The sequence below is a fragment of the Streptomyces sp. NPDC056948 genome (assembly GCF_042674225.1).
GTDB classification, from domain to species: Bacteria; Actinomycetota; Actinomycetes; order Streptomycetales; family Streptomycetaceae; genus Streptomyces; species Streptomyces purpurascens.
The window spans coordinates 1-1,808 of sequence record NZ_JBHUQX010000772.1; the positions used below are offsets into that span (position 1 = coordinate 1).

The 1,808-nt window shown below is 72.9% G+C and carries 3 protein-coding genes and 1 pseudogene; 1 reads left to right on the forward strand and 3 read right to left on the reverse strand.

Annotated features, from left to right (window positions below; genetic code table 11):
- Both ACFTZL_RS44550 and ACFTZL_RS44555 read right to left on the reverse strand, forming a co-directional pair.
- Nucleotides 1–85: pseudogene (locus ACFTZL_RS44550) on the reverse strand (SAM-dependent methyltransferase); the annotation flags it as partial.
- A 4-nt stretch (nucleotides 86–89) separates the two neighbouring features.
- A complete protein-coding gene (locus ACFTZL_RS44555; protein ID WP_382596261.1) occupies nucleotides 90–395 on the reverse strand; it encodes a 4a-hydroxytetrahydrobiopterin dehydratase in 306 nt (101 codons plus the stop codon).
- A 127-nt stretch (nucleotides 396–522) separates the two neighbouring features.
- Here ACFTZL_RS44555 and ACFTZL_RS44560 point away from each other — a divergent pair, with 127 nt between their 5' ends.
- Nucleotides 523–1,338, forward strand: a complete 816-nt coding sequence (locus tag ACFTZL_RS44560) for a helix-turn-helix domain-containing protein (RefSeq protein WP_382596264.1) — start codon at nucleotides 523–525, stop codon at nucleotides 1,336–1,338.
- Here the strand turns inward: ACFTZL_RS44560 and ACFTZL_RS44565 are convergent.
- Nucleotides 1,320–1,745: a hypothetical protein gene (locus ACFTZL_RS44565; protein WP_382596267.1), complete on the reverse strand. Its 426-nt coding sequence runs from the start codon at nucleotides 1,743–1,745 to the stop codon at nucleotides 1,320–1,322. The genes ACFTZL_RS44560 and ACFTZL_RS44565 overlap by 19 nt on opposite strands.
- Nucleotides 1,746–1,808: the final 63 nt, after the last annotated feature.

A 1,808-nucleotide genomic window follows, 5' to 3' on the forward strand; every position in this document is an offset into this window, starting at 1 on the left:
GCACCGCTTCCGCGGCGGCGGCCGCCCTGGGCTCGCCGCCGCGCGAGGCGTCGTACCGCTCCGCTTCCTTGTCGTAGTCGAGCACCCGGTCAGTGTGCCCCGTGCCCGGGGGCCAGGTCCTCCACTCTGCGGGCGAGCTCGAAGTCCTTCTGGGTGACGGCGCCGCCCGCGCTGTGCGTGTGGACGGACAGGGAGACGGTGTTGTAGCCGAGCGTGAGGTCGGAGTGGTGGCCGAGCTCCTCCTGGACCTGGGCGATGTGCACGACCATCGCCGTCGCCGCGAAGTGCGAGCCGAGCCGGTAGGAGCGGGTGAGGCGGTCTGCGTCGAGCGACCAGCCCGGCAGCTCGGCCAGCCGGTCCTCGACCTCCTTCTGCGACAGCGGTTCGACGGGCATGGGCTGCGCTCCTTCCCTTGCTCCGGGGTCCTCGGTGTCCTCTCAGCCTGCCACAGCGGGACGCCCGAGACCCTGGTCAGAGGCGTGCGCCTGTCGGGCACGGCCGGTTCTCGACTACGGTCCCGGCATGACCACTCACCCGTCCACGACCGACCAGGGCGTGGGTCCGCTGCTGCGGGCCTGGCGGGAGCAGCGCCGGGTCAGCCAGCTCGAGCTGGCCCTGCGCGCGGACTCCTCGGCCCGGCACATCAGCTTCGTCGAGACGGGCCGGTCCCGGCCCAGCGAGGAGATGGTGCTGCGGCTGGCCGAGCATCTGGATGTCCCCGTGCGGGAGCGCAACGCGCTGCTGCTGGCCGCCGGTTACGCCCCGCGCTACCCGGAGACGCCGCTGGACGACCCGGCGCTGGGCGCGCTGCGGGAGGGCATCGAGCGGCTGATCGGGGGCTACGAGCCGTATCCGGCGCTGGTGGTGGACGCGCTGTACAACGTGGTGGCGGCCAACCGGGGGATCATGACACTGGTCGACGGCGTCTCCGCGTCCCTGCTGGAGCCCCCGCTGAACGCGATGCGGCTCGCCCTGCACCCGCAGGGCCTGGCGCCCCGCATCCGCAATCTGCGCGCCTGGCGCGGCCACCTGCTGGAGCAGATGGAACGGCAGATCGCCCTGCACCGCTCCGAGCCGCTGCGGGAGCTGTACGACGAGGTGGCGGCGTATCCGGTGCCCGAGGAGGATCCGGGGGCCGGGCCTCAGGAGCCCCCGGAGCCGGTGCCGTACTTCGCGCTGCCGCTGCGGATCGAGCACGAGGGGCGGACGCTGTCGTTCATCTCCTCGATCTCCACGTTCAACACCCCGATGGACGTGACGGTCGCCGAGCTGGCCATCGAGACGCTCCTGCCGGCCGACCCGGCGACGGCCAAGTACCTTCAGTCGCTGCTGTCCTGACGTGCTTTCAGTGCCGTGTGCTGGAGGACGGCGAACCCGGCCACGGTCAGGGCCTGGAGCACCGTCCACACGGCGCCCGCCGTGCTCGGCGTGAGCCACAGCGCCAGGGCCACGAGGCTCACCACCGTCCAGACGAGATTGGCCTCGACGACGGCCCGCACACCGAGCGCCGCCGGCCGCCGGCGGGAGGCCAGCAGGCCGACGCCCGCCGCGTAGGCGGCGAGGAACGCGCCCAGTGCGAGCAGCAGCGTGGAGCCGACGCCCAGGAAGCGTCCGAGGGGGCCGGGGTACGCGAGGTAGGCGAGGGCGTTGGCGCCGGTCACCATGGCGTCCAGGGCCAGGAAACGGCGGAGCATCGACTGCGGCTCGGAGGTCCGGGCGAGTGCGGCGAGCTGGATCGCGGACATGGGGCATCACCCTCCGTCGGGAAATAGTGCGGCTGGGATCCGGGTCCCGGGCCGGAGTGCGCC

Bases quoted from the DNA above. Each gene is read 5' to 3' on its own strand.
- ACFTZL_RS44555 (WP_382596261.1), bottom strand. From the start codon at position 395: ATGCCCGTCGAACCGCTGTCGCAGAAGGAGGTCGAGGACCGGCTGGCC.
- ACFTZL_RS44560 (WP_382596264.1), top strand. From the start codon at position 523: ATGACCACTCACCCGTCCACGACCGACCAGGGCGTGGGTCCGCTGCTG.
- ACFTZL_RS44565 (WP_382596267.1), bottom strand. From the start codon at position 1,745: ATGTCCGCGATCCAGCTCGCCGCACTCGCCCGGACCTCCGAGCCGCAG.